General features: G+C 70.0%; 22 protein-coding genes. 12 read left to right on the forward strand and 10 right to left on the reverse strand.

Annotated elements, in window-relative coordinates; genetic code table 11:
- Positions 1-387 precede the first annotated feature (387 nt).
- From CFW40_RS13705 to CFW40_RS13725, 5 genes are all read left to right on the forward strand, one after another.
- Positions 388-819, forward strand: coding sequence for an SseB family protein (locus CFW40_RS13705; RefSeq protein ID WP_088798096.1), 432 nt, complete (start codon positions 388-390; stop codon positions 817-819).
- Positions 810-1433, forward strand: a complete 624-nt coding sequence (locus CFW40_RS13710) for a hypothetical protein (RefSeq protein WP_256331480.1) — start codon at positions 810-812, stop codon at positions 1431-1433. The genes CFW40_RS13705 and CFW40_RS13710 overlap by 10 nt, the downstream gene beginning before the upstream one ends.
- Positions 1430-6205 carry a putative T7SS-secreted protein gene (locus CFW40_RS13715; RefSeq protein WP_088798098.1) on the forward strand — a complete coding sequence of 1592 codons (4776 nt, stop codon included), beginning with the start codon at positions 1430-1432 and terminating at the stop codon, positions 6203-6205. Before CFW40_RS13710 ends, CFW40_RS13715 begins: the two co-directional genes overlap by 4 nt.
- Before the next feature lie 2 nt (positions 6206-6207).
- Positions 6208-6495: a hypothetical protein gene (locus CFW40_RS13720; RefSeq protein ID WP_088798101.1), complete on the forward strand. Its 288-nt coding sequence runs from the start codon at positions 6208-6210 to the stop codon at positions 6493-6495.
- A 299-nt stretch (positions 6496-6794) separates the two neighbouring features.
- On the forward strand, positions 6795-7526 hold the full coding sequence (locus CFW40_RS13725) for a hypothetical protein (protein WP_088798103.1): 732 nt from the start codon (positions 6795-6797) through the stop codon (positions 7524-7526).
- A 164-nt stretch (positions 7527-7690) separates the two neighbouring features.
- Here CFW40_RS13725 and CFW40_RS13730 read toward each other — a convergent pair whose 3' ends face one another.
- Positions 7691-9490, reverse strand: a complete 1800-nt coding sequence (locus CFW40_RS13730) for an ABC-F family ATP-binding cassette domain-containing protein (RefSeq protein ID WP_088798106.1) — start codon at positions 9488-9490, stop codon at positions 7691-7693.
- Between the two features lie 121 nt (positions 9491-9611).
- Between CFW40_RS13730 and CFW40_RS13735 the strand changes: the two genes are divergently transcribed.
- Positions 9612-9977 carry a hypothetical protein gene (locus CFW40_RS13735; RefSeq protein ID WP_088798109.1) on the forward strand — a complete coding sequence of 122 codons (366 nt, stop codon included), beginning with the start codon at positions 9612-9614 and terminating at the stop codon, positions 9975-9977.
- Positions 9978-10008: 31 nt separating this feature from the next.
- Complete coding sequence (locus CFW40_RS13740) at positions 10009-10998, forward strand: alpha/beta hydrolase (protein WP_107440496.1); 990 nt, start codon at positions 10009-10011, stop codon at positions 10996-10998.
- Between the two features lie 28 nt (positions 10999-11026).
- Here CFW40_RS13740 and CFW40_RS13745 read toward each other — a convergent pair whose 3' ends face one another.
- Together CFW40_RS13745 and CFW40_RS13750 are read right to left on the reverse strand one after the other, a co-directional pair.
- Positions 11027-11215 carry a hypothetical protein gene (locus CFW40_RS13745; RefSeq protein ID WP_088798111.1) on the reverse strand — a complete coding sequence of 63 codons (189 nt, stop codon included), beginning with the start codon at positions 11213-11215 and terminating at the stop codon, positions 11027-11029.
- 161 nt (positions 11216-11376) lie between these two features.
- Entirely contained in the window at positions 11377-11601 is a 225-nt protein-coding gene (locus CFW40_RS13750; protein ID WP_088798114.1) for a hypothetical protein, read from the reverse strand.
- Positions 11602-11788: 187 nt separating this feature from the next.
- Between CFW40_RS13750 and CFW40_RS13755 the strand changes: the two genes are divergently transcribed.
- Both CFW40_RS13755 and CFW40_RS13760 read left to right on the forward strand, forming a co-directional pair.
- Positions 11789-12646 (forward strand): helix-turn-helix transcriptional regulator, encoded by an 858-nt coding sequence (locus CFW40_RS13755; RefSeq protein WP_088798117.1) that lies wholly within the window; start codon positions 11789-11791, stop codon positions 12644-12646.
- 1 nt (position 12647) lies between these two features.
- Positions 12648-12845 carry a DUF397 domain-containing protein gene (locus tag CFW40_RS13760; protein ID WP_176956504.1) on the forward strand — a complete coding sequence of 66 codons (198 nt, stop codon included), beginning with the start codon at positions 12648-12650 and terminating at the stop codon, positions 12843-12845.
- Positions 12846-13234: 389 nt separating this feature from the next.
- Here CFW40_RS13760 and CFW40_RS13765 read toward each other — a convergent pair whose 3' ends face one another.
- A complete protein-coding gene (locus tag CFW40_RS13765) occupies positions 13235-13783 on the reverse strand; it encodes a TetR/AcrR family transcriptional regulator (protein ID WP_088798121.1) in 549 nt (182 codons plus the stop codon).
- 95 nt (positions 13784-13878) lie between these two features.
- On the opposite strand from CFW40_RS13765, the gene CFW40_RS13770 reads away from it, so the two are divergent.
- Entirely contained in the window at positions 13879-14916 is a 1038-nt protein-coding gene (locus CFW40_RS13770; protein WP_256331479.1) for an amidohydrolase family protein, read from the forward strand.
- Positions 14913-15662, forward strand: coding sequence for an SDR family NAD(P)-dependent oxidoreductase (locus CFW40_RS13775; protein ID WP_088798124.1), 750 nt, complete (start codon positions 14913-14915; stop codon positions 15660-15662). Before CFW40_RS13770 ends, CFW40_RS13775 begins: the two co-directional genes overlap by 4 nt.
- 88 nt (positions 15663-15750) lie before the next feature.
- On the opposite strand, the gene CFW40_RS13780 is transcribed toward CFW40_RS13775, so the two are convergent.
- The 6 genes from CFW40_RS13780 to rsmI form a co-directional block, all read right to left on the reverse strand.
- On the reverse strand, positions 15751-16707 hold the full coding sequence (locus CFW40_RS13780; protein WP_088798128.1) for a 4-(cytidine 5'-diphospho)-2-C-methyl-D-erythritol kinase: 957 nt from the start codon (positions 16705-16707) through the stop codon (positions 15751-15753).
- A complete protein-coding gene (rsmA, locus tag CFW40_RS13785) occupies positions 16704-17618 on the reverse strand; it encodes a 16S rRNA (adenine(1518)-N(6)/adenine(1519)-N(6))-dimethyltransferase RsmA (RefSeq protein ID WP_088798130.1) in 915 nt (304 codons plus the stop codon). The genes CFW40_RS13780 and rsmA overlap by 4 nt, the downstream gene beginning before the upstream one ends.
- Positions 17619-17640: 22 nt before the next feature.
- On the reverse strand, positions 17641-18795 hold the full coding sequence (locus CFW40_RS13790; RefSeq protein WP_088798132.1) for a resuscitation-promoting factor: 1155 nt from the start codon (positions 18793-18795) through the stop codon (positions 17641-17643).
- A gap of 276 nt (positions 18796-19071) precedes the next feature.
- Positions 19072-19947 carry a TatD family hydrolase gene (locus CFW40_RS13795; protein WP_088798135.1) on the reverse strand — a complete coding sequence of 292 codons (876 nt, stop codon included), beginning with the start codon at positions 19945-19947 and terminating at the stop codon, positions 19072-19074.
- Positions 19948-19980: 33 nt separating this feature from the next.
- Positions 19981-20439: a hypothetical protein gene (locus tag CFW40_RS13800; RefSeq protein ID WP_088798139.1), complete on the reverse strand. Its 459-nt coding sequence runs from the start codon at positions 20437-20439 to the stop codon at positions 19981-19983.
- Between the two features lie 269 nt (positions 20440-20708).
- A complete protein-coding gene (gene rsmI / locus CFW40_RS13805; protein WP_088798142.1) occupies positions 20709-21602 on the reverse strand; it encodes a 16S rRNA (cytidine(1402)-2'-O)-methyltransferase in 894 nt (297 codons plus the stop codon).
- Positions 21603-21690: 88 nt separating this feature from the next.
- Between rsmI and CFW40_RS13810 the strand changes: the two genes are divergently transcribed.
- Entirely contained in the window at positions 21691-23430 is a 1740-nt protein-coding gene (locus tag CFW40_RS13810; protein WP_088798145.1) for a dolichyl-phosphate-mannose--protein mannosyltransferase, read from the forward strand.
- Positions 23431-23453 lie beyond the last annotated feature (23 nt).

Below are 23453 nucleotides of genomic sequence, written 5' to 3' on the forward strand. Positions count from 1 at the left end.
CGTTGGTTCGGCCCGTCGGGCGGGGCGGGCGGGGCACAGGGGCCGGGGTGAAGGGCATAGGGGGCCGAGGCGGCCGAGGCAGGGTGACGGCGCCCGCTGCGAGGGCGACTGCCGCGAGCGCGACGGCGAGACTGCGCTTACCGCCATAAGCGAACTACCGGACGAATGGCGGAAATTGAACTGCGGTGGAACTTTCAGGACGCTCCGCCGCGCTCGCGGCCCACCGCAAGGAATGTGATTGAACAAGAAAGAAACCGTGGGCCGGTATCGGCAGGTGACGTCCTGCGCCTCGCTGTCAGCGTCATGTGCCAAGGTAGGTTCAGCAGTTCGCAGTTCACCAGTTCTGCACTTCCAGAGTTTCCGGGCGAACAGGGGGATCCATTCCGCATGTCTTTGACCGACGAGATAGCGGCAGTCCATGCCGGACAGCCCGATCCAGGCGCTTTGGTGGGGGAGTTCCGTCGCACCCATGTCCTGCTTCCGACGGTCGACGACACCTTCCTGTCGGGCGAGCTGGACGGCATCCGCTGGCTGTACGCCTTCACCGACGAGGACGCACTGAGCCGCTTCGCGCTGTCCCGGGGGAGCGAGCCCGGGACGGAGTGGCGGTACGTGTCGGTGTCCGGTGCCCGGGTCCTTGACGTGCTGATTCCCGCGATCGAGGGGCCGGCGGGGGTGGCGCTGGACGCGGGGAGCGAGCAGGGGGCGCTCTTCCCTCCGGTGTCCGGAATCGTGCCCGACAGTGCCGCCGTCGACGTACCGGCAGGCGACGCGTCCGAAACCGCATCACGCACGGGGAAGGCACAGGAATGGGCCTGATTAGTGGCGGCGGATATGAGCTCGATCCGGAGGCTTTTGGGGAACTCACCAAGGGCATTAGGGAGGCGACGGCCGAGCTGAAGGAGTTGGGTTTCGATATCGAAGCCCAACTCGGCCGTGGTTTCGGCAAATTGTCCTTGGACAGCGTGGAATGCGGCGACGACGGGCTGGCGTCGGTTCTGGAATCGTTCTGCGACCGCTGGGGCTGGGGCGTGCGCAGCCTGATGCAGGATGCCAACGAATTCTCGAAGAAACTGCAGCTGACCGCCGGCATCTACTACGAGCAGGAACAGTACCTCTCGGACACGTTGAAGCAGACGACGAACGCGATGCTGGGGGATCCGAGCCTGACGGCCGAGCAGTTGCACAAGCGGTCCTGGAGCCAGATCGGCGCGGACAACCCCATTGAGCAGGGTTTGCACCCGGACTTCGATCCGAACTCCGCGGAGTCGAAGCAGGCACGGGACAACATGATGGGGGCGGCCCAGAAGACCGTCGAGGACTTCCACTCCGTCCCCGACCGGATGACGCACCCCTTTGACGACCCTGCCGAGGTCACTACGACGTTCCACGAAGCCAAGAAGTCCGAAGACCACGGGGGCAGTGACAAGTGAACTGGCTGGGGGATGCCGTCAACAAGGTCGGCGAGGGTGCGCACGAGTTCACCGACGCCGTGGAACGCGGTGCCGGTGAGATCGTGGAGTTCGGGGCCGACAAGGTCGGGGACCACCTGGACGCGTTGGGAGCGGACGGCGCGGCCGATGCCGTCCGCTCGGGCGGCGACAAGCTCGCCGGCGCGCTGGGCGCCCACGTTGATGAGCGTCAGCTCGGGGAGACCCAGGAACCCAAGGAACTCATCCACGGCGACGTCGAGAAGATCAACGAGAGTGCGTCGCATCTGAAGGACTTCTCGGCGGCCTTCGACCGGGTGGCCGACGGCATGCGCAAGCTGGGCTCGCACAGAGGCTGGGGCGGCAAGGCCGCCGACGCCTTCCGGGAGAAGTTCGACATGCATCCCAAGCAGTGGATGCACGCGGCCGATGCCTGCGGCGACGCCTCGAAGGCGCTGAAGTCGTATGCGGAGACGGTCTCCTGGGCGCAGGGCAAGGCCGCCGACGCGATCGAGAAGTACCGGAAGGCAGAGGAGGCGACGCGGAAGGCCAACGAGGTCTACGGGGCCAAGGTGAAGTTCTACCTCGGGGATGTCGAGGCCTGGAACGACATTGCAAAGAGCGGAGCCGATCCTGGGCCGGCGCCGCAGAAACCCGGGAAATTCGTCGATCCCGGCGACAAGGGCCGCGAGGCGGCTCAGGAGATCCTCAAGGAGGCCCGAAGCCAACGCAACGAGGCCGCCGAAAAGGCCCGCAGCGCCATCGCGGGGGCTTTGGCCCACGCGCCGGACAAGCCTGCGTTCACCGACTTGGCGGGGGCTGCCCTGAAGGACGGCGGCGAGGCGTTCGTCCTGGAGCACATGCACCTGGCCGGCGGCGCGCTGAAGGCCGGCGCCGAGACGTGGAAGCTCGCCCGCATGGTCAACCCCCTGGACCCCTACAACATCACCCACCCCTGGAAGTTCCTGGCCAACGCCGGCACCACGCTCATGGGCCTGGCCCAGGCTCCCCTCCACCCGATCGACACCGCCAAGGGCATACTCGGCTCGGGCTGGGGCAGCGACCCGGTCGACGCGTGGGGCGCCTTGGTGGTGAACGTCGTCGGAGGCAAGGGGGCCGGCGGGCTGGCCAAGGGTGCGGCGAAGGGGGCTGCGAAGGGGGCCGCCAAAGGCGCGGCCCGAGGTGCTGTCAAGGAGGGCGGCAAGCGGACGGTCATGGACCGGGCCCGGACCGCCTGGTGCAAGATCTTCGGCAACGACCCCATCGACATGGCCACCGGCCGGATGATCCTGCCGCAGACCGACATCACCCTCCCCGGCAGCCTCCCACTCACCTTCACCCGCACCTTCGAGTCGTCCTACCGCACCGGCCGCTGGTTCGGCCCGACCTGGATGAGCACCGTCGACCAACGGCTGGAGATCGACGCCGAGGGCGTCATCCTCATCGGCGAGGAGGGCAACTTCCTCCTCTACCCACACCCGGCCGTAGGCGTGCCCACCCTCCCCACCGAGGGCGACGGCCACCCCCTGGAGCGCACCCCGGACGGCGACTACCTCCTCACCGACCCGGTCACCGGCACCCGCCGCTACTTCACCACCTACACCGAAGATCTCGCCGTCCTCGACGAGATATCCGACCGCCGCGGTAACCACCACACCTTTGACTACACCGAAGACGGCACCCCCACCGCTATCACGCACAGCGCCGGCTACCGCCTCCTACTCACCACCGACGAAGGCCGCATCACCGCCCTTCACCTCGCCGGTGCCGCCCCCGACGGCACCGACCAACTCCTGATGACGTATGGCTACGACGACGCCGGCAACCTCATCACCACCACCAACTCCTCCGGCCTCCCGCTCCGCTTCACCTACGACGACCACGGCCGCATCACGTCTTGGACGGACACCAACAACAGCAGCTACACCTACGTCTACGACGAGGACGACCGCTGCACCTCGCAGGGCGGCATAGCGGGCCACCTCCGCGCCCAGTTCACCTGGGGCGAGCCGGATCCCGTAACGGGCCTGCGCACCAACCTGCTCCACAACTCCCAGGGCGGCGTCACCCGCTACGAGGTCAACGAACGCCACCAGATCGTCGCGGAGAGCGACCCCACAGGCGCCACCACCCGCACGGTCCGCGACGCCAAGCACCGCGTCCTGTCCACCACCGACCCATTGGGTCGCACCACTCGCTTCACCTACGACGACACGGGCCGCCCCACCACCGTCGTCCTCCCCGACGGCTCCACCGCCACCACCAGCTACAACGATCTCGGCCTGCCCCTGACCGCCACCGGCCCGGACGGCACCGCCTGGACCCACACATACGACGCCAACGGCAACCGGACCTCCACCACCGACCCCACGGGTGCCAGCACCACCTACACCCACGACGCACGCGGCCACGTCTCCTCGGTCACCGATGCCGTCGGCAACACCACTCGCCTCTACTGCAACGAGGCCGGCCTGCCCCTGACCGTCACCGACCCGCTGGGGGCCGCCACCCATTACCGCCGCGACGCCTTCGGCCGCACCACCTCCGTCACCGACCCCCTGGGCGAGACCACCCACATGGTGTGGACCGTCGAAGGCAAGCTGGCGGCCCGCATCGACGCCACCGGCGCCACCGAGGAATGGACCTACGACGGCGAAGGCAACCGCCTCACCCACACCGACGCCATCGGCCAGACCACCCGCTACGAATACGGCCACTTCGACCTGCTCACGGCCCGCACCGACCCCGACGGCGTCCGCCACGAGTTCACCCACGACACCGAACTCCGCCTCACCCAGGTCACCAACCCCCAAGGTCTGACCTGGAACTACACCTACGACGGCGCCGGCCACCTGATATCCGAGACCGACTTCGACGACCGCGTCCTGACCTACGCCCACGACCCGGCGGGCCAACTGCTGACCCGCACCAACGCCCTCGGCGAGGTCACCAGCTACACCCGCGACACCCTCGGCCGCATCACCGAGAAGAACGCCGCCGGCCTGGTCACGACGTTCACTCACGACGCGTCCGGCAACCTCCAGCAGGCCGCCAACCCCGACGCGACGGTCACCTACACCCGCGACATCCTTGGCCGCGTCACCGCCGAGTCCGTCAACGGCCGCACCATGACGTTCACCTACGACGCCCTGGGCCGCCGCACCTCCCGCACCACCCCCACCGGCCACACCACCACCTACACCTACGACGCGGCGGGCAACCGCACCGCCATGGACGTCGCTGGCCACGTCCTCACCTTCGACCATGACGCGGCAGGCCAGGAACTCACCCGCACCATCGGCGACAACCTGCAACTCGCCCACACATGGGACCCCACCGGCCGCCTCACTGCCCAGTCCCTCACCACAGCAGCCACGGGCACGCTCCAGTCCCCCACCGGGATGGGCGGGACACCGAATCCTGCCGCTACCGAAGCCCAACGGGTCTTCCACCGCGGCTACACCTACCGCCCCGACGGCAACCTCACCGCCATCGACGACTCCCACACCGGCCGCCGCACCTTCGACCTCGACCGCGCCGGCCGCGTCACCGCCGTCCACGCCACCGACTGGACCGAGACCTACGCCTACGACGAAGCCGGCAACCAAACTCACGCCACCTGGCCAGACCGCCACCCCAGCCCCTCAGCCCGAGGCGACCGCACCTACACCGGCACCAACATCACCCGCGCCGGCCGCATCCGCTACGAACACGACGAACTCGGCCGCGTAACCCTCCGCCAGAAGACTCGCCTCTCCCGAAAACCCGACACCTGGCACTACACCTGGAACACCGAGGACCGCCTCACTACCGTCGTCACGCCCGACGGCGTCACCTGGCGTTACCTCTACGATCCCCTCGGCCGACGCAATGCGAAGCAGCGTGTAGCACATGACAACACGGTGATTGAACATGTTGTCTTCAGCTGGGACGGCGCCAACCTCGCCGAACAGAGCGCCCATACCTCGGACTCGCCGGATTTCATCGCCCTGACCTGGGACCACGACGGACTCCGTCTCATTTCCCAAACCGAGCGAAAAACACTTCCCGATGGCCCTCAACAGAAAATCGATCTGCGATTCTTCACTGCCATCACCGACCTCGTTGGCGCACCAACGTTTCTCGTTGATGAGCATGGCCACATAGCCTGGCACACCTGCACTACCCTCTGGGGCGCCACATCCTGGAACCGCACCGCAACCGCCTACACACCTTTGCGTTTCCCGGGCCAGTATTTCGACCCTGAAACAGGCCTGCACTACAACATCCACCGCTACTACGATCCAGAGGACGGGAGATATCTTTCCGCGGACCCGTTGGGCCTTGCACCCTCCCCCAACCCGATTACATACGTTGAGAACCCGCACATCTGGGCAGACCCGCTCGGCCTAACCCCTTGCACCCCAGAAGGGGTAGAGGTTGTTCCCGGGGATGACTTGGGGACACTCTTTCATTACACGAATGAAAAGGGTTACCAGGGTATCCTGGAGAGTGGGGAACTTCGCCCCTCACTGAAGGCCAACAATCCCAAGGACGCCCGATATGGCGACGGCCAATACCTCTCGGATGTAAGGCCTGGCACGAAGACTGCAGGTCAGCTGTCTCATGCCTTTCTGCGTGTACCTTGGGCTGGCCATAAGTTTAGCCACTTCATGGAGATAGATGTTCGTGGCCTCGACGTGTGGCGCTCCGTGGATCGACCAGACGTGTATCTTATACCGGGCCAGCAACCCTTGAGCATAGCCGGACGAATAGTCACCCACGGAAAGAACTGATCATGCAGTACTGGAAAGTCACCTGGCATCACGGCTTCAAAGAAGAGCCAGTCACCCTCTTTAGCGAGATCGGCGAGGATGGCTATGAGGTGCGCAAGGTCCAAGAGTATCGAGATGGACGCCTACTGCGCACGGACGGGACTGATGAGACTGCGGAAATTGGACTGAGCGAAATCCCTGTCGGACGTATCGAAGATGTTGCCGCACAGCCAGAATTCTCCGCATTTGTCATCTCGAAGGCCGACTTCGAATCCATGTGGAATTGCGCATCTGGGCATGGCGATAGCTGACTCCAGGACGTCGTCTACCCATATTGTAGGTACAGTTGAGCGACTCCGGCTCCAACAGGTGGCGTCCGCCCCAGACACCGCGACATCACCTCACTTAAGCCCTTCCCGGCTTTTCGGCCGGCCTCGGAGGGAAAAAATAGATGACTACACCGCAACAGCCACCAGGTGGTTTCGGGCAGGCGCCGGGATACGGTGCGCCGCAAGTATTCCCGCCGCCCGGTCAGCCCGCCGGGTATCCGGCAGGTCCCGCACCCGGCGGGCCCGCGCCGTACGGACCACAGCCTCACCCCGCCGGGCCGATGCCGTACGCACAACCGGCCCCGGGCCCCTACGGGATGCCCCAGCAGGCCCCCCAGTTCGGGTACGGCGGCGGGCCCGGCATGCCGCCGCCCATACCGCCGAGGCGGAAGGCCGGGAAGGTGTGGGGCATCATCGGCGCCGTGGCCGGCATGGTGGTGATCGGGACGCTGGCGTCGAACGCGGCGTTCAGGGGCGGGGGGAGTTCGTCGGGCGGGTCGTCCGGCGGGCCGAGGTACCGGATCGCGGTGCCGCAGACGCTGGTGGGCGGGGAGTACAAGCTCGCCAAGGACATATCCCAGCAGGCCGGCCGTTCGGTGCCGAGTGAGGGGGCCAATGAGCACGACATCAAGACGGCAGGCGGCCAGTACACGAGCGGGACCAAGTCACTGGTGATGCTGGGGCTCTACGGCGTCATTGATGATCCCGAGACGGCCGTCGACCACACCATCCGAGGCATGACGCGCGACGGGAAGACGGAAGTCGCCGTGGCGGACAAGGAGTTCACTCCCAGCGGGGGCGGCGATTCGCTCATCTGCGGGGTGGATGTGCGGACGGAAATGGGGCAGAAGATCACGGTGCCGTTCTGTGTCTGGGCCGATTCCAGTACGAGCGGGAACGTCGCCGAAACCGATGCCTCGAAACTGTCGAAGGAGCCGCAGTCCGTCGACCTCCAGGAATTCGCCGACAAGGCGGACAAGATTCGCCGTGAGGTCAGGAAACCGCTGGGATGAGTCTCGCCCCGGGATGATTTCCCGCCGCTGCCGCCGCCCCCGTACGCGAGACGCCCCTGAAGCTCCGCCGGTCGCCACGCCATCAGGGGATCTGTTCCCCACGGTGACAGGCGGCGCGCCCCAGGGACCGCACGCTCCAGGAGCCGCGCGCTCCGCCCGTCCCCCTACACGTCCTCCGCCAACTCCAACCACCGCATCTCCAGCTCATCCTTCTCCGTGCTCAGTTCGCGGAGCTGGGCGTCGAGACCGGCGACCTTTTCGAAGTCCGTCGCGTTCTCGGCGATTTGGGTGTGGAGGGTGGCTTCCTTCGCGCCGATCTTGTCCAGTTGGCGTTCGATCTTCTGGAGTTCTTTTTGGGCGGCGCGGTTGACCGCGGCGGCCTTCTTGGGAGCCGTGGACTGCGGGGCGGGCGCCGGCGTCGCGGCCTCGATGACCTGCTGGCGGCGTTCCAGGTACTCGTCCAGGCCGCGGGGCAGCATCCGGAGCGTGGCGTCGCCGAGGAGGGCGTGGACGCGGTCGGTGGTGCGCTCGATGAAGTAGCGGTCGTGGCTGATGACGATGAGGGAGCCGGGCCAGCTGTCGAGGACGTCTTCCAGCTGGGTCAGGGTCTCGATGTCCAGGTCGTTCGTCGGCTCGTCGAGGAAGAGGACGTTGGGCTCGTCCATCAGGAGGCGGAGGATCTGCAGGCGGCGGCGCTCACCGCCGGAGAGGTCGCCGACCGGCGTCCACTGCTTCTCCTTGGTGAAGCCGAACTTCTCGCAGAGCTGGCCGGCGGTCATCTCGCGGCCCTTGCCCAGGTCGACCCGCTCGCGTACCTGCTGGACGGCCTCCAGCACCCGCAGCGTCGGGGGGAGTTCGCCGACCTCCTGGGAGAGGTAGGCCAGCTTGACGGTTTTGCCGACGACGATCTTGCCGCCGGCCGGCTGCGCGTCGCCCTGCGTACGGGCCGCCTCGGCCAGCGCCCGCAGCAGCGAGGTCTTGCCGGCGCCGTTGACGCCGACCAGGCCGATCCGGTCGCCGGGCCCCAGCTGCCAGGTCAGGTGCTTGAGGAGGACCTTCGGGCCGGCCTGGACGCTGACGTCCTCCAGCTCGAAGACGGTCTTGCCGAGGCGGGAGCTGGCGAACTTCATCAGTTCGGCGTTGTCGCGCGGCGGCGGGACGTCCGCGATCAGTTCGTTGGCGGCCTCGATGCGGAAGCGGGGCTTGCTCGTACGGGCCGGGGCGCCGCGCCGCAGCCAGGCCAGCTCCTTGCGCATCAGGTTCTGCCGCTTGGCCTCTTCGGTGGCGGCGATCCGCTCGCGCTCGGCGCGGGCGAAGACGTAGTCGCTGTAGCCGCCCTCGTACTCGTGGACCTCGCCGCGCTGGACGTCCCACATCCGCGTGCAGACCTGGTCGAGGAACCAGCGGTCGTGGGTGACCACGACGAGGGCTGAGCGGCGGGCGCGCAGGTGGCGGGCGAGCCAGGAGATGCCCTCGACGTCGAGGTGGTTGGTGGGCTCGTCGAGGACGATCAGGTCCTGCTCGGCGATCAGCAGCTTGGCGAGCGCGATACGGCGGCGCTCACCGCCGGAGAGCGGGCCGATGACGGTGTCCAGGCCCTGGGTGAAGCCCGGCAGGTGCAGATCGCCGAAGAGGCCGGTCAGCACGTCGCGGATCTTGGCGTTGCCGGCCCACTCGTGGTCGGCGAGGTCGCCGATGACCTCGTGCCGGATGGTGGCGGCCGGGTCGAGGGAGTCGTGCTGGGTGAGGACGCCGAGGCGCAGCCCGCCGTTGTGGGTGACCCGGCCGTCGTCCGCGCTCTCCAGCTTGGCGAGGATCCGGATCAGGGTGGTCTTGCCGTCACCGTTGCGCCCGACGACGCCGATCCGGTCCCCCTCGTTGACGCCGAGCGAGACACCGTCGAGCAGGGCACGGGTCCCGTACACCTTGCCGACAGCTTCCAGATTGACGAGGTTCGTGGCCATTCCGCTCCTGCACTTCAGATCGATCGACCTACCCAGCCTAGTCGGCGTGAGGAGGAGGACCGCCGGGAGATGAGTATCCGTACCGATGGCGGGGGCTAACGGCGGCCCTAGCGTCGGCGGCATGATCAACGACCAGGCTGCGGCCGCCCCTTCCGTGTCCGACACCGCACCGTCGGTGACCGGCTCCGCCGCGGGCCGCATCGTCGCCGGCCTGCTGGTGCTGGCGTTCGCCGGGGTGACCGGGCTGTTCGCGCCGTTTCTGGTGATGGCGAGCGACGGCTGCTCCGAGGAGGACGCCCGCACGATCTGTTCCGTGGGTGCCCAGCAGGTCGTCGGCAACCTGCCGGTCATCGCCGCCTTCGTGGCCGCCCTGCTGGCCGTGGTGGGTATGAGCAGCCGTGGTGGCGCCGGCCGGGGCTGCCTTCTGGCGGCTCCGTGTCTGCTGGTCGTGGCTTGGGTGGTGTCGATGGCTCTCGCGGGCTCCTGAGGTGCCGGGGCCCCCGTTGTAACGTGCCGTCATGGCACCGGACATGGGCATGGCGGGTACGGAGGGGATGGCGGCGATGGCTGGCGCGGCTAATACGGCGGGCTCGGCCAGGACGACGGGCTCGGCAGGCGCCGTGGGCATGACGGGTACGGCGGGTACGGCGGTGGAGACGGTGCGTGGGCTGATTTACGGCCCGAGCGGGAAGCGGCTGGATGCCTACCGTCCCGCTGGGGCGGCTGAGGCGACCGGGGTGTCCGGGCCGGCCGGGGGCGCCGCGACCTCCACGGAGGCCGGGCCGGCCGCCCCCGCGCCCACCGTGCTGCTCTGGCACGGCATCGGCCCCGACGAGCGGGATGTGCTCGAACCACTGGCGCGTACCGCGGCGGCGCTCGGGCTGCTGGTGCTCGTACCGGACTGGCGCTCGGACGCGGCGGACGGGGGCCGGGCGCACCTGCTGGAGTCACTGGCCTTCGTGCGCAGAGAAGCGGGCGGGCTGGGCGGCGACGGAGAGTCGTTCGTGCTGGCCGGGTGGTCGGCGGGGGCCGGGGCCGCGCTGGGGGTCGCACTGCGGCCCGAGATCGTGGAGGGGTGGCGGCCGAGGGCGGTGGTGGGTTTGGCGGGCCGTTACGACCTGCCGGCGCGGACCACCGGGGCCGCGCCGCTGGACGATCTTGCCGAGGGCCGGGTCCCGGGCGTCCCGGTCCACCTCATCCACGGCAGCCGCGACGCCGTCTTGGACGCCCACTGCTCCCGCGACCTCGCCGAGGCACTGCGAGCAGCGGGTCGGACGGCCCACGAGGACCCGACGGGCCGAGCGGACCAGGCGGACCAGGCGGACCAGGCGGACCAGGCGGACCGGATGGTGACGCTGCAGGAGCCGGAGACCGACCACGCGGGCGTGATCATGACCGCGTACGACCCGGCGGCGGACCGCTGCGTCCCGACGGCCGCGGAACACGCCGTATGTGCGGGCCAGTTGGTGGCCGGGGTGCTGGCCGAGGCGGCCGAGAGCGCGGCGTAGCCCTCCGCCCCCGCGCTCCCATGGCGCCTCAGCGGCGCCCGCCCCCACCGGACGACCAGGTGTTGAGCCTGCGCACGGACTCCTCCAGCTCCCGGCGCCGGGCGGCCTGAGCCGCACGCTGGCGCGCCTCCGCGGTGGTGACGTACGGCCGGACGTCGACGTACGGACGGACGAGGCCACTGCCCTCACCGCACAACGGCAGCAGACCGGGCGGCACGCCGCGGACCCGTACGAGGCGTCGCCGAGCTGGAGTCGACGGCGACCCTGCCGAGGCGGCGAGCGTGCCGGAAGTAGTGGTCGCCCGACGGCTTCCCCGCCCCGGAAGTAACCAGCCCAGCAGCGCTCCGAAGGTTGTCCGGACGAGACCCGGCCCACCGCTCAACGGGTCGCCGCCTTACGGAGAACTTCGGCGAGCCGGCGGGCGGTGGACGTGTTGCAGTTACCGAGGGCGACGAGCGAGACGCCGTAGGCGCTTGCGAAGCCGGGCAGATCGACGCCGAGCGACGGCAGGGTGATGCCGTGGTCCTTCAGCGCGGTACGCAGCTCTTCGGCGCTTTCGTGTACGTCGTCGGGGTGGTCGGGGAGGGAGTAACCGAGGGGCATGGAGCCCGCCTTTCTGTACGCATAGCAACGAACCGCTTACAGAGTGATGCGGCGCGGCGTAGCGTGAAAGGGGTTTGGGCTCCCGGTCGCGGTCCGGGGAATACGCGGTGTGACGTGGTGGAAATGTGGGAACCGCCGGGGCCCGTCCGCAACGACTGGGAATCAGCTACACGTACGGCGGTGAACCGTGGCACGACGCAAGGACATTGACGGCTCGGCGGGAGTCCCCACCTTTTACGGCGCGGAGCTGCGCTACCAGAGGGAATTGGCCGGGCTCACGCTCACGCAACTGGTCGAGGGCAGCTTCTACGGCCCGAGCCACCTCAGCGAGATCGAGCGCGGCGAACGGCGGATGCCGATGGAGTTGGCAGAGCACGTGGACAAGGTGCTGAAGACGGACGGCTTCTTCACGCGGCGCTGCGAGGACGTGCGGAAGGCACGGCGGACGGGCCATGCCGAGTACTTCGAGAGCGTCCTGGAGGCAGAGAAGTACGCGGAGACCGTCGAGGAGTGGTGTCCCACCCTCATCCCTGGGTTGTTGCAGACCGAGCCGTACACGCGGGCGGTGGTGCGGGCGACTCATCCGCTGGCACTCGACGAAGAGGTCGAGGAAAAGGTCAGCGCCCGCACGGGGAGGGCCCACCTCTTCGAGAGTGACCGCAAGACCCCGGAGTACTGGGTGATTCTGCCCGAGTACGTGTGGCGCTGCCCGGTCATTCCTGCGGCCGAGATGGCTGATCAGCTCGACCGCATCGCGGAGCTGGCACGGCGGCGCCGGGTCGTTCCACAGGTCCTTCCGTGGAACTGCGGACCGCATCCCCTCATGACGGTGGGGTTGTTGCAGCTCATGACCTTCCCTGACGCTCCGCCGCTGGCCTACCTGGAATCGCAGTACAGCGGCGACACGATCGACGATCCGGCCCTCGTGAAGAAATACCGCAAGGCATACGATCGGCTCAGGGCCGCCGCACTCGCTCCTGAGGCGTCCCTGACCATGATCGAGGCGGCCGCAGAGGACTACCGAAGTGACAAACAACCGGATTGACTTGAGCACCGCCGTCTGGCGTAAGAGCAGCTACACCAACGGCGACGGCGGGAACTGTGTCGAGGTGGTCGACGACCTTCCCGGCATCGTCCCCGTCCGCGACTCCAAGGACCCCCACGGCCCGGCGCTCGTCTTCCCCGCCACCGCCTGGTCGAGCTTCGTCACCGCTGTCAAGGACACTGCCCTGCCGGGCGCTTGAGCTTCGCGGGCGCTTGCTCCCCCCTGGCGCCTGAACGCTCCGGGGCAGAGGGCGCCCGCGGGAATCCCGCCCGACCCCGCCGCGTTGTGGCCCCGCAGGGGGCACTCGCACCCCTTACGGGATCTGTTCCCCTGTCCCTCAAGGGACCATCACGCCCGACCTTCCCACCCGCCCCACCTTCTCCGTCTTCCCTGCTCCCCGGCCCACCCGACCCACCCGACCGGGGGACCGCCTCGTAGCTCCCGAGCCGAGCCGGCCCAGCGCGCCCGGCGGCGATCCCCCTCTCGGCCACGAGCCCGGTCGGCGGACGGCAGGCGGCGGACGGCAGGCAGTAGGCGGCAGACAGCAGGCCTGCACCGGCTCGATCTCCGCCTCAACGGCACCGCTCCCTACTCCTCGCCCCCAAGGGCGTTGGTGAGCCACGGCCGCAGGACCGTTTCGATCTGCGACTCGGAGATGTCGGCGAGCGCGTCGAGTTGAAGGAAATGCCGCGCGATGGTGAGACCGAGGATGCTGCTGACGGTCAGCGCCGCTCGTAGCTCGGCGTCGCCGTCGTCGCTGGTGCGGGCGAGGTTGCGGACCCGCTCGTCGAGGAAGTTCTTCATCGCCTGCGCCGCTTCCGGCGCGGTCAGCATCGACCGTACGAGGGCGCGGGTTTCGGGCGGGAGCGCGTTCAGGCGGACGTCGAGGACGTCGAAGAGGTGTCCGGCGACGTCGTGGTCGGTGCTTTGGCGGTCGAGCCGGGCGGCAAGGGCGAAGAGGTCGTTCTTCGAGCCGTAGTGCTGGATGACGAGGGAGGGGTCGACCCCGGCTCGTTGGGCGATGGCGCGCACGGTGGTGCCCTCCAGCCCGTGATCGCCGAACTCGACCTGTGCGGCTTCGAGGATCCGTTGCGCGGTGGCGGCTCGTTTGGCCGCGCGTGTCGTCGGTTCGTCCACGGAATTCACTCTACAGGCGTTGAGTGAACCTGCTAGGTTCGCCGAAGTTCACTCAACAGAGCATGAGCGAACGGAGTATGAGCCAAAGGAGCGTGATGGTGAGAGTCATCGCCATTGAGGAGCACTGGACCACCGCGGGAATCGACCGGGCACTGCGCGCACAGCCGGCGGGGGCCAGAGACGAGAGCGTGGCTTTGAACGACCGGGGGGACATCCCCGAGCGCCTGCTCGACATCGGTGAGCAACGGATTGCGGCGATGGACGCGGCGGGGGTCGATCTGCAGATCCTCTCGATCGCCCCGCCGGGCACCCACGGGCTCCCGGCCCGCGAAGCCATTGCGCTGAGCCGCGACGCGAATGACCGCGTCGCGGCGGCCGTCGATCGCTATCCGACCCGGCTGAGGGCCATGACGACGTTGCCGATGTCGGACCCGGACGCTGCCGTGGCCGAGCTCGAGCGGACCGCGAGCGCGCCCGGTCATGTCGGGATCATGTCCTACGGCCGCAGCGGCGAACGCTCGCTGGACGACCCCGTCTACGACGAACTGCTCGCGGCCGCCGCCGACTTGGGACGACCGGTGTTCCTTCACCCCCAGATCCCTCCGGACCCGGTTCGCGACGCGTCCTACCGCGGGTTCGACCCCTCGGTCGACCTCGCGCTGGCCACCTTCGGCTGGGGCTGGCACATCGAGGCGGGACTCGCGGCGCTCCGCCTCATCCTGCGCGGCACCTTCGACCGGCACCCGAACCTGCAGATCGTCCTGGGGCACTGGGGCGAGATGCTGCTGTTCGCGCTCGACCGGATCGACAGCCTTTCCCACGTCGCGACCCACCTCGACCGCCGGGTCGCCGAGTACTTCCGGACCAACATTCACGTAGCAACCAGCGGCATGCTGACCCCACGTCTGCTCCGCCACGCGCTGGACTTCACGAGCATCGACCGGATCCTGCTCTCCGGGGACTATCCCTTCCACCGTCTCGACGCCGCGGCCCTCGCCGGCTTCCTGCAGACGCTCCCCGACCGCGGGGACCAGCACAAGATCGCTCACGCCAACGCCGAGGCGCTTTACGGCCTTGGCGAGGCACCCGCTGCGTCAGGCAACCGGACCACGCAACCCCAGGAGCGGTCATGAGCTCGATCCCGGAGAACGCAGCCTCGGGAAACGCGGCCTCGGGAAACGCAGCCTCGGGGAACGCAACGGTCCTTCTCATCGGTGCCTCCCGCGGCCTGGGTTATGCGATCGCCGCGGAATACCTCGACCGGGGGTCGCGCGTGGTGGCGACCGTCCGCGGTTCCCGCCGTACCGCCCTGCACGAGCTGCAGGAGACCGCCGACGGGCGGCTGGAGATCGAGCACGTCGACATCAACGCCCCCGATCAGGTCCAGGCCCTCCGCAAGCGGCTCGGCGCCCGCAGGTTCGATCTGCTCTTCGTCAATGCGGGCGTCACCAACAGCCCGGAGGAGACCACCGCGGACGTCACGACGGACGAGTTCACCCGCCTGATGATCACCAACGCGCTGAGCCCGATGCGCGTCATCGAAACGCTCGGCGACCTCGTCCCCGCGGAGGGCAGCATTGCGATCATGTCCTCCCGCCAGGGCAGCATCGCCCATAACGACCGCGGCGGCTTCGAGATCTACCGGGCCAGTAAATCCGCCCTCAACCAGCTGATGCGCAGCTATGCGGCGCGTCATCGCCACGACCGCCGCACGCTGCTGTTGATGGCGCCCGGCTGGGTCAAGACCGAGCTCGGCGGCCCTGACGCCCGCCTCACCGTCGACGAGAGCGTCCCCGGCGTCGTCAGGACCATCGAAGCCCACCGCGGCCGCACCGGCCTGCACTTCCTCGACTACCTCGGCCAGACCGTCGCCTGGTGAGGGACGGCCGCCGGGTGAGGGTCTGCCGTTGCCGCCCGGTGAGGGACGGCCGCCCGGTGGAGGAGTGCCGTTGCCACCCGGTGAGGGATCAGAGCACCGTCGCCCCCGCCGCCGGCGACTTTGCCACCCGCACCTGGCGGCAGGTCCCCGACGCCAGCAGGTCCTGGGCCACCCGCCCGGCCGTCTCCGCGTCCTTGACCAGGAAGGCGGTGGTCGGGCCCGAGCCGGAGACCAGGGCGGCCAGGGCGCCGGCCGCGGTGCCCGCCTCCAGGGTGGCGGTCAGGGGCGGGCACAGGGACAGCGCCGCGGGTTGCAGGTCGTTGGTGAGGGCTCCGGCGAGGGCTGTGGCGTCGCCGGACTCCAAGGCCGCCAGCAGTTCAGGGGACGCATCCGGCTCCGGCACGTCCGTGCCCGCCGTCAGGCGGTCGAACTCGCCGTAGACGGCCGGGGTGGACAGTCCGCCCTCGGCCACCGCGAAGACCCAGTGGAAGGTGCCGCCGACGGGGAGCGGGGTCAGCAGTTCGCCGCGGCCGCGGCCCAGCGCCGCGCCGCCGACCAGGCTGAACGGGACGTCGCTGCCCAACTCGGCGCAGATGGCCAGGAGTTCTTCGCGCGAGGAGCCGGTGGACCACAGGGCGTCACAGGCCAGCAGGGCGCCGGCGGCGTCCGCGCTGCCGCCCGCCATACCGCCCGCGACGGGGATGTCCTTGGTGATGTGGAGGTGGACGTTCGGCTCGATGCCGTGGCGGGCCGCGAGGAGTTCGGCGGCGCGGGCCGCCAGGTTCGTGCGGTCCAGGGGGATGCGGTCGACGTCATGGCCCTCGGCGGTGATCCGCAGGGTGTCCGCGGGGGTGGCGGTGACCTCGTCGTAGAGGCCGACGGCGAGGAAGACGTTCGCCAGGTCGTGGAAGCCGTCCGCGCGGGCAGCGCCCACCGCCAGCTGGACGTTGACCTTGGCCGGTACCCGGACGGTGACCGAGGCGGCGGTCGCGTCGGTCGTGCCGGTCGCCTCAGCCGCGCCGGTCGGGTCAGTCGTGCCGGTCATGCGGTGGCTCCCCCTGTCTGCCGGATGCCCGGCGCCCCGCCCGGTCCCTTGTGCTCGGCGATCCGCGCGAACTCCTCGACGGTCAGCGCCTCGCCGCGGGCCTGCGGCGAGACACCCGCGGCGACCAGCGCGGCCTCCGCCGCGGCGGCCGAACCGGCCCAGCCCGACAGCGCGGCCCGCAGCGTCTTGCGGCGCTGGGCGAAGGCGGCGTCGACGACGGCGAAGACCTCGTCGCGGCTCGCCGAGGTCTCGATCGGCTTCTCGCGGCGTACGAGGGAGACCAGGCCGGAGTCGACGTTGGGCGCGGGCCAGAAGACATTGCGGCCGATGGCGCCGGCCCGCTTGACCTCGGCGTACCAGTTGGCCTTGACCGACGGCACGCCGTAGACCTTGTTGCCGGGGCGGGCGGCCAGCCGGTCGGCGACCTCGGACTGCACCATGACCAGGGTGCGGTCGATGGTGGGGAACGCCGCGAGCATGTGCAGCAGCACCGGCACGGCGACGTTGTAGGGCAGGTTGGCGACCAGCGCGGTCGGCGCGGGGCCGGGCAGCTCGGTGACGTGCATGGCGTCGCTGTGCACCAGCGCGAAGCGGTCGGCGCGCTCGGGCATCCGGGCCGCGACGGTGGACGGCAGCGCGGCCGCCAGCACCTCGTCGATCTCCACGGCGGTGACCCGGTCCGCGGCCTCCAGCAGCCCCAGGGTCAGCGAGCCGAGGCCGGGGCCGATCTCGACGACGACATCGTCGGTCCTGACCTCGGCGGTCCGCACGATCCGGCGGACGGTGTTGGCGTCGATGACGAAGTTCTGGCCGCGCTGCTTGGTGGGCCGGACGCCCAGCGCGGCGGCCAGCTCGCGGATGTCGGCGGCGCCCAGGAGGGGGCCGGAATCGTCGGTGGTGCTCTTGGTCATGCCAAAGCCTCGCTGCGCTCGTTCACCCGTGAAGCTTACGGCCGCAGACCGGCCACGGGCTCGCCCCCCTTCTGATGTAGAGCTTCTTGGCCCGGAAGGTCTGTTCCCGGGGGGAGGCGTCCTGCGGGCGGCCGCGGCCGCCCAGGGCCCGCCAGGTGGGGACGTCGAACTGGTAGAGCCCGCCGTAGGTGCCCGACGCGTCGACCGCGTGCGGCCGCCCGCCCGTCTCGCACTGCGCCAGCGCATGCCAGGCGAGGTGGTCGGCGCCGCGCACGGAGGTCGGCAGCACCATGGTGCCGAGGTGCACGATCTGCGGACGGGGCGCGTGCACGATCTTGCTGTGCAGCCGCTTCGGCTTCTGCCGGACGCCGTTGACGGTGCGCACCCGGTAGGTGACCCGCCGCACCCCGGGCCGCCCCTGCTGGACGACCGACTGGACGCCGCGGGCCAGCCGCGGGTCGGCGCGCAGGATCGTGCGGAAGGGCAGGCGCTCCTCGCGGACCTCCTTTGAGCCGGTGATCCGCACCACGGAGATGGTCTGGCCCTCGCGCGGGAAGCTGTCCGGCGGCGCCGAGGTGGTGTCCTGGTCGCGCAGCGCGAGACCGGCCTCGGCCAGCGCCTCGCGGACGGTGGAGGCGTTCGTGCGCACCCGGTGTTCTTGGCCGTCGGCGACGATGACCACCGAGCGTTCGGTGCGGACCGCGAGCTCCATGCCGTGCTGCTCGATGCGCCGGGAGCGGTCGGCGGACAGCACGGCGCCCTCGGCCCGTACGCCGAGCTGGTGGAGCGCGCCGGCGACGGTGTCCGCCGTGGTCCACACCTGGCGGCGCTGTCCGTCGATGGTCAGGACGACCGGGCGGCCGTGCCGGACGACGATCTCGTCACCGCTGCTGAGCCCGGTGCCGGGGGCGGGCGCGACGAGGTCGTGGGCGCCGATGTCGAGGTGCTCGGCGGCGAGCAGCCCGTCGACGTCGCCGGCGAAGGTGTGCAGGGTGCGCGGGATGCCGTCGACGGTGAGCCGGACCGCCTTGTCGTGGGCGACGAAGGCGGTGGTGCCGCCGGCGAGGAAGGCGACGACCAGGGCCTGCGGCAGCAGCCGGCGCAGCGCTTCGGGGCCCTCGGCGCGGCGTCTGCGACGGCCGCGCGCGGCGCGGTGGCTGCTCTGCGAATGACTCACGGCGCGCTCCACATGCCACGGGATGCGGTTGACGGCCGGAATGTAGCGGAGTGTGGGTGACTCTCCAAAGTCGCGTCGTTACGGAACGTGCTCAAGCTCGCGCTTCGGTGACGGTGCGCGGTGGCGCCGGAGGGCCGTCCACGGGGCGGGCGGGAGGCGGCCGGGGGCCGGGGCCGGACCCGTCGGCGGCCGGCGGAATGCGGTGGCGTCCGTTCAGCATCCGAAGGCACGCGGGGGTGCCTCCGGATGCGCGTGGTCAGCGCCCGAAGGCTCGTGTCAGTACCCGAAGGCGCGCGCCGTGTTCGCCGCGATGGCGGTGGCCAGTGCGTCCTCGGTCACGCCCCTGACCTCTGCCATCGCCCGCAGCGTGACCGGAATGAGGTACGGGGCGTTGGCCCGGCCGCGGTACGGGGCGGGGGTCAGGAAGGGGGCGTCGGTCTCGACGAGGAGCAGCTCGGACGGGGCGACGGCGAGGGCGTCGCGCAGCGGCTGGGCGTTCTTGAAGGTGACGTTGCCGGCGAAGGACATGTAGTAGCCGGCCGCAGCGCAGATCTTGGCCATCTCGGCGTCACCGGAGTAGCAGTGGAAGACGACCCGTTCGGGGGCACCCTCCTCGCGCAGGATGCGCAGCACGTCGTCGTGCGCCTCGCGGTCGTGGATGACCAGGGCCTTGCCGTGCCGCTTGGCGATCTCGATGTGCGCGCGGAAGGACCGCTCCTGGGCGGCCATGCCCTCGGGCCCCGTGCGGAAGTAGTCCAGGCCGGTCTCGCCGACGCCGCGGACCTGCGGCAGGGCGGCCATCTCGTCGATCCCGGCGAGCGCGGCGTCCAGGGCGCTGTCGCCGCCGGCCTCCCTGGCTCCCTGCCGCGACCAGCCCTCCGGGTCCCCCAGCACGATCCGCGGCGCCTCGTTGGGGTGCAGCGCGACGGTGGCGTGCACGCCGTCGTGCGCGGCCGCGGTGTCGGCGGCCCAGCGCGAACCGGCCAGGTCGCAGCCCACCTGGACGACGGTGGTCACGCCGACGGAGGCGGCCTTGGCCAGCGCGTCCTCGACGGTGCTCCCCTGCATGTCCAGGTGGGTGTGCGAATCCGCGACCGCCACCCGAAGGGGTTCGGGCAGCGGCGGCGGGGTGTTCTTGTCCTGCGGTGCCATGGCCGCGATCCTACGAGGGCCGCGGCACGGGCCTCACTTGCGGTGGTGCTGGAAGGGGTGCAGCAGGTCGGAGAGGTGCCAGTGGTGGCGTCCGGAGTCCTCGGCGGTGCTGCCGGCGTGGTCCGGGCCGGTCCCGGAGGATGCCGGTGCCTTCTTCCGCTCATTGCCGTGCTGGCGCTGGTGCATGCTCGCGATCGCGTCGGAGACCATCGAGATCTGGCCGGAGCGCATGATGCGTACGACGTTGCTGCCGCAGTTCAGGCAGGTGGGGCAGGTCAACGGGGACGGGACCCGCTCGCCGTCCGCGTAGTAGACGACATGTGTCTCGCCCTTGCCGTCGACCTGGTGGACTATCTCGTACGCCTGCTCCCAGCCGTGCCCGCACCTCATGCAGGCGAAGGAATAGGCCTCGTGCGCGGCGGCGTCCGGACGGCCGGTGGGGTGGTCCTGGCCGGTGGCCGAAACGCCGGTGGTGTTCGCGATCTCGCTCATGTGCGCGCTCCTCTTGTCCGCTGGACAAGGTCTTCGGGAACCGTTCGTCCCTCGTCCAGTGGACGCCTTCGGAGCGCCCCGCGCAGCCCCCCGCCGACGCTATTGGCCCAGATTTGGCCGACGGTAGGAAAATCACCTCAACGCGCCGACCTGCGCTTTACCTTTCCGGTCAGCCGTTTACCTTCTGATGAGTCGCTTTTCGCCCGGGGCCGCGCATCAATTCTTCGCGGGCCCTTCGCGGCGCTGTCCGCCGAGCTCTTCCCGGCGTCCTACTCCGTGTTCTTCCCGGCGTTCTTCCCGGCGTTCTTCCCGGCGTCCTTCTCCGCGTTCTTCGCCGCGACCACCGCGTCGAAGACCTCCCGCTTGGGCAGCCCGGCGTCCGCGGCGACCGCGGCGATGGCCTCCTTGCGGCGCTCCCCGGCCTCCTCGCGGACCCGCACCCGGCGCACCAGCTCGTCGGCGTCCAGCTCCTGCGGTCCGCCCTGAGGGGCGCCCTCGACGACGATGGTGATCTCGCCGCGTACCCCCTCGGCCGCCCAGGGCACGAGGTCGCCCAGCGGCCCGCGTTTGACCTCCTCGTACGTCTTGGTCAGCTCACGGCAGACCGCCGCGCGCCGGTCGGCGCCGAAGATCTCGGCCATCGCGACGAGGGTGTCGTCCAGGCGGTGCGGCGCCTCGAAGTAGACGAGGGTGCGCCGCTCGCCTTCGACCTCGCGCAGCCGGGAGCGCCGCTCGCCGCCCTTGCGGGGCAGGAACCCCTCGAAGCAGAAGCGGTCCACCGGCAGGCCGGAGACGGCGAGCGCGGTGAGCACCGCGCTGGGGCCCGGTACGGCGGTGACCTTGATGTCCCGCTCGACCGCCGCGGCGACCAGCCGGTAGCCGGGGTCGGAGACGGAGGGCATGCCCGCGTCGGTGACCAGCAGCACCCGGGCCCCGCCGGCCAGCGCGTCGGCCAGCTCGGGCGTCCTGGCCGCCTCGTTGCCCTCGAAGTACGACACGATCCGCCCCGTGGGCGCAACCTCCAGTGCCTGGGTGAGCCGGCGCAGCCGACGGGTGTCCTCGGCGGCGATCACATCGGCGGCGGCCAGCTCGGTGGCGAGCCGCGGCGGCGCGTCCGCGATCTCCCCGATGGGCGTCCCTGCAAGTACCAGCGTTCCAGTCACCTTCCCATCCTCCCAGGAGGCCGCCGTGCCCCGATCCGCCGGTGTCCGCCGGTGGCGTCCCCACCGGTCCCCAGCCTGCTTCCCTACGATGGGCCGGGTGACGAGTGACACCACCGCGACCGACGCCACCGCGCAGCACGCCCCGGAGCCGGCCGAAGAGCCCCCCGTGTGGCAGCGGCGGCTGCGCCGCTTCGGGTATCCGGTCCCCGCGCAGGGCGATGTCCGCGCGCGGCTGGTGCCCGCCTTCCCCGAGCCGGGCGGTCGCCTGTGGGCGGTGTTCGGCGTGGGCCCGGCCGCCGCGGCACGGCTGGCACGGTGGTCGGGCTGGGCCGGGCCGCTGCTGGTGACGCTGTTCGCGGGGGTGCTGCGGTTCTGGAACCTGGGCAGCCCGCGGAAGGTGATATTCGACGAGACGTACTACCCCAAGGACGCCTGGTCGCTGCTGCAGTACGGCTACGAGGGCACCTGGGCCAAGAACGCCAATGACGCACTGGTCGGGCATCCGCCGCAGATCCTGCTCTCGCCCGAGCACTCGTACGTCGTCCACCCGCCGATGGGCAAGTGGCTGATCGCGCTCGGTGAGTGGGCCTTCGGGATGGACCCCTTCGGCTGGCGGTTCACGGTGGCGCTGCTCGGCACGCTTTCGGTGCTGCTGCTGTGCCGGATCGGCCGCCGGCTGACGCGGTCGACGGCGCTGGGCTGCCTGGCGGGCGCCCTGCTGGCGGTGGACGGGCTGCACTTCGTGATGAGCCGGACCGCGCTGCTCGATCTCATCGTGATGTTCTGGGTGGTGGCCGGGTTCGGCTGTCTGCTGGTGGACCGGGACCGTACCCGGGCCCGGCTGGCGGCGGCGCTGCCGCTCGACTCCGCGGGCGTGGCGCATCCGGACGGCGGGGTCGGCGACCGGCTGCGGCTGGGGTGGCGGCCGTGGCGGATCGCGGCCGGGCTGTGTCTGGGCCTGTCCGCCGCGACGAAGTGGAACGGCCTCTATTACCTCGCGGCGTTCGCCCTGATGTCGGTGCTGTGGGATGTGGGGGCGCGCCGTACGGCGGGCGCCCGGCGGCCGTTCCGCTCGACGCTGCGCCGGGACGTCCTGCCCGCTTTCGGGTCCACCGTCGTCGTCGCCCTCGCCACCTATCTCGCGTCGTGGTCGGGCTGGATCGCCACCAAGGGCGGCTACTACCGCGACTGGGCGACCACGCCGGACGGCCGGACGGGCGGCTGGACCTGGCTGCCGGACTGGCTGCGCAGCCTGTGGCACTACCAGACCGAGGTCTACGCCTTCCACACCGGACTGACCACCCCGCACACCTATCAGTCCAACCCGTGGAGCTGGCTGGTCCTGGGCCGCCCGGTCTCGTACTTCTACGAGGACCCCAAGGCCGGGCAGGACGGCTGTACGGCGGCCGAGGGCTGCGCCCGTGAGGTGCTGGCGCTGGGCACCCCGCTGCTGTGGTGGGCGGCCTGCTTCGCGCTGCTCTACGTCCTCTACCGCTGGCTGTTCCGGCGGGACTGGCGGGCCGGGGCGATCGCCTGCGGGGTCGCGGCCGGCTATCTGCCGTGGTTCCTCTACCAGGAGCGGACCATCTTCCTCTTCTACGCGGTGGTGTTCGTCCCGTTCCTGTGTCTGGCGCTGGCGATGATGACCGGCGCGCTCATCGGGCCGCCGGGATCAACCGAGCGGCGGCGCACGATCGGTGCGGTCGGTGCCGGTGTCCTGGTTCTGCTGATCGTGTGGAATTTCATCTACTTCTATCCCCTGTATACGGGTATGCCCATTCCCAAGTCGGCCTGGCACCACCGGATGTGGTTCGACACCTGGGTCTAGCCGGTCGGCGCGGCCCGCCCGAC

The sequence above is a fragment of the Streptomyces sp. 2114.4 genome, from assembly GCF_900187385.1.
Classification (GTDB): Bacteria; Actinomycetota; Actinomycetes; order Streptomycetales; family Streptomycetaceae; genus Streptomyces; species Streptomyces mooreae.